Source organism: Treponema sp. R80B11-R83G3 (assembly GCF_054786115.1).
Genome location: NZ_BDHF01000160.1, coordinates 1 through 2,211 on the forward strand (window position 1 = coordinate 1; position 2,211 = coordinate 2,211).

The window sequence follows — 2,211 nt, forward strand, 5'->3', positions numbered from 1 at the left end:
GCAGCCTGCCCGCCTGTACTCAAGAAGTTTATTTGGCATACATCTTCTAGCGGTAATGAGGCATTTTAGCCGTTTGCCTTTTTGCTCCAAAAGCGGTATATTTGAAGCATGGATAACGTAGTGGGCAGTTTAACCGCCATAAATAAAACGCTTGAAAAGCTGAATGATATTATGCGGCAAGTGGCGGACACAATGCCAAAACCTGCAAGCAAATTTATCTCAGTCTTGGAAACAATCGTGCTTATTTCAAGTGCTTTAGGTTTTATCGTTATCGTTGATGTTATCGTAAAGTGGATTATAGGAGGATAACTATGTCTTTATTACTGCAATTTATATGCGGAAGCAGATGGAAAAACACGTCCAATGACAAAACAAGAACTCATGAGGATTCGCCTCGCCGGCCTTAGCGCTATTGTTAAAGATATGCAAGAGACAGTTGAAAAAGACGATGAGCTTGTCAAAGCCTACAGCACCGTATAGTTACCGCGAGAGGTTTTCTTCTTACCTCAGCCCCTGATCCTTGATCCTCCCCCTTAATTCCTGTTTCCAAGCAGTCTGACCGCCGCGCCGTCCGTAAGAAACTGCTGTCCCTGCACAACGACTTTTTCTCCGGCGTTAAGTCCGCTCTTTATTTCCAGTTCATTGTCTATGCTTACTCCGGTTTCTACTTCCCTCATGGACACGCGGAGCGTTTCACTATCGCCGTTATCCAGAACATACACTACGGTTTTGTCCCTTGCTTCGATTACGGCGTCCTTTGGTATGGATACCACGTTTTCATACATTCGGGTATTGAGTTTAATGCGAGCGAACATTCCCGGATTGATACGGCTTTCGTTTTTCAGCAGGCGCAGGGTAATTTTTTTTGTCCGCGAAACAGGATCAACCACCGGGGAAAGCTGTCTTAATTCCGCCGTAAAGACTTCGCCGGGGAACGCTTCAAACCGCACTTCCGCCGTTAATCCGATACGGAGCTGTCCTACTTCCCGTTCGGGGATATTCGCTTCTATTTCTACGCTGTCAGACACGGATATGGTAAAAAGCGCGGTAGCGGTAGAGACTGTGGAACCCACGGCTGTCGGGCTTGTTACAACGATGCCAGATACCGGCGCATAAACAGGGCTGAGGGAATACACCGCTCCGGGTCTTGAAGGATCGACCTGCGCTACAAGCGTACCTCTTTGCACTCGGCTACCTAAAGCGACCTGCATGGAGGTAAGCTTTCCCCCAGAATCAGGCACAACCGCCACTTGCTGTTCGCTGACAATGTTGCCGTTTACCTCGATATACGCCTGAAGACTGCGTATTTGCGCGTCTTCCGTTCTGACGGCGAATATGGTTGCCGTATTTTTTGCCCCGCCCGGCTTGCCAGAGCCGCCCGGTCTGCCGGGACCGCTCACAATTTTCGGGGCGTTTAACCCCGCCAACAGAGACGGGACGAAAGCCAGTCCTACTGCAACGAGCAGTACAATTATAATAATCCATTTCTTTTTCATGCAATCCTCCTCTCATAAGTCCGTTATCTTAAAGTTCCAAATGGAACATTTAGTTCTTTTTCCAAATCAAGAATAGCGGAAATCAAATTGTACTGTTCCTGCCGTACCTGATTCTGCGCCTGCAAGAGACTGTCGCCCGAATCACGCAACCGCTGGTAATCCATTGCGCCCCTGCGGTACGCATCCGCATACAGATCGTATGTTGTTTGCGCCAGTTCTACGTTGAGTTTCAGTATCTCAATGGTTTCGCTTGTACTTTCAATAGTACGCAAAAGTTGGTTTATTCTGTTTTCCCTGTTTTGCGAAGATTCACTCAAGCGTATTTGCGTCGAACTGATATTGTCATTAATATTGTCAATTTGCGTCCGGGAGTTTGACCAAGGGAGAAAATTATCGAGGTACATGCTGAGAGTTACGGAAAATGAACCTGAGTTGTCTCGCCACGTATCATTGGTGTAAAGCGGCATGGAATTCCACGAAAGCCTTAGGTTTGGTACGTATGCGTTATTTCTGACTGCATCCCGTTGAATCTCCAGAGTTTTAATGGATTTTAACAATGCCGCCGTCTCAAGGGATTCTTTTTGTACTGTCCGGCTGTTGGCTGTGATGTCTGTTTTGCCAGTAATATCAAGTGATCCCTGCAATGATATATCTTGTTCCACAGGCATACCCAATAAAGCCTTAAATGAATCCATTACGTTTTCGTATGCGTTTT

3 protein-coding genes are annotated in these 2,211 nt (G+C 46.7%); 1 reads left to right on the forward strand and 2 read right to left on the reverse strand.

All coding sequences use genetic code 11. The features are described from left to right. Positions 1 to 108: 108 nt before the first annotated feature. The gene (locus tag ACYVRH_RS11955) at positions 109 to 309 is read left to right on the forward strand and encodes a hypothetical protein (RefSeq protein WP_461257143.1); all 201 of its coding nucleotides are present in this window, start codon (positions 109 to 111) and stop codon (positions 307 to 309) included. 224 nt (positions 310 to 533) lie between these two features. On the opposite strand, the gene ACYVRH_RS11960 is transcribed toward ACYVRH_RS11955, so the two are convergent. Both ACYVRH_RS11960 and ACYVRH_RS11965 read right to left on the reverse strand, forming a co-directional pair. Next, the gene (locus ACYVRH_RS11960; RefSeq protein ID WP_461257144.1) at positions 534 to 1,496 is read right to left on the reverse strand and encodes an efflux RND transporter periplasmic adaptor subunit; all 963 of its coding nucleotides are present in this window, start codon (positions 1,494 to 1,496) and stop codon (positions 534 to 536) included. Between the two features lie 23 nt (positions 1,497 to 1,519). Next, a partial coding sequence (locus ACYVRH_RS11965; protein ID WP_461257145.1) for a TolC family protein occupies positions 1,520 to 2,211 on the reverse strand: 692 nt, incomplete at its 5' end.

Excerpts from the sequence above, each read along its gene's own strand:
- ACYVRH_RS11955 (WP_461257143.1), top strand. The coding sequence starts at position 109 with ATGGATAACGTAGTGGGCAGTTTAACCGCCATAAATAAAACGCTTGAA.
- ACYVRH_RS11960 (WP_461257144.1), bottom strand. The coding sequence starts at position 1,496 with ATGAAAAAGAAATGGATTATTATAATTGTACTGCTCGTTGCAGTAGGA.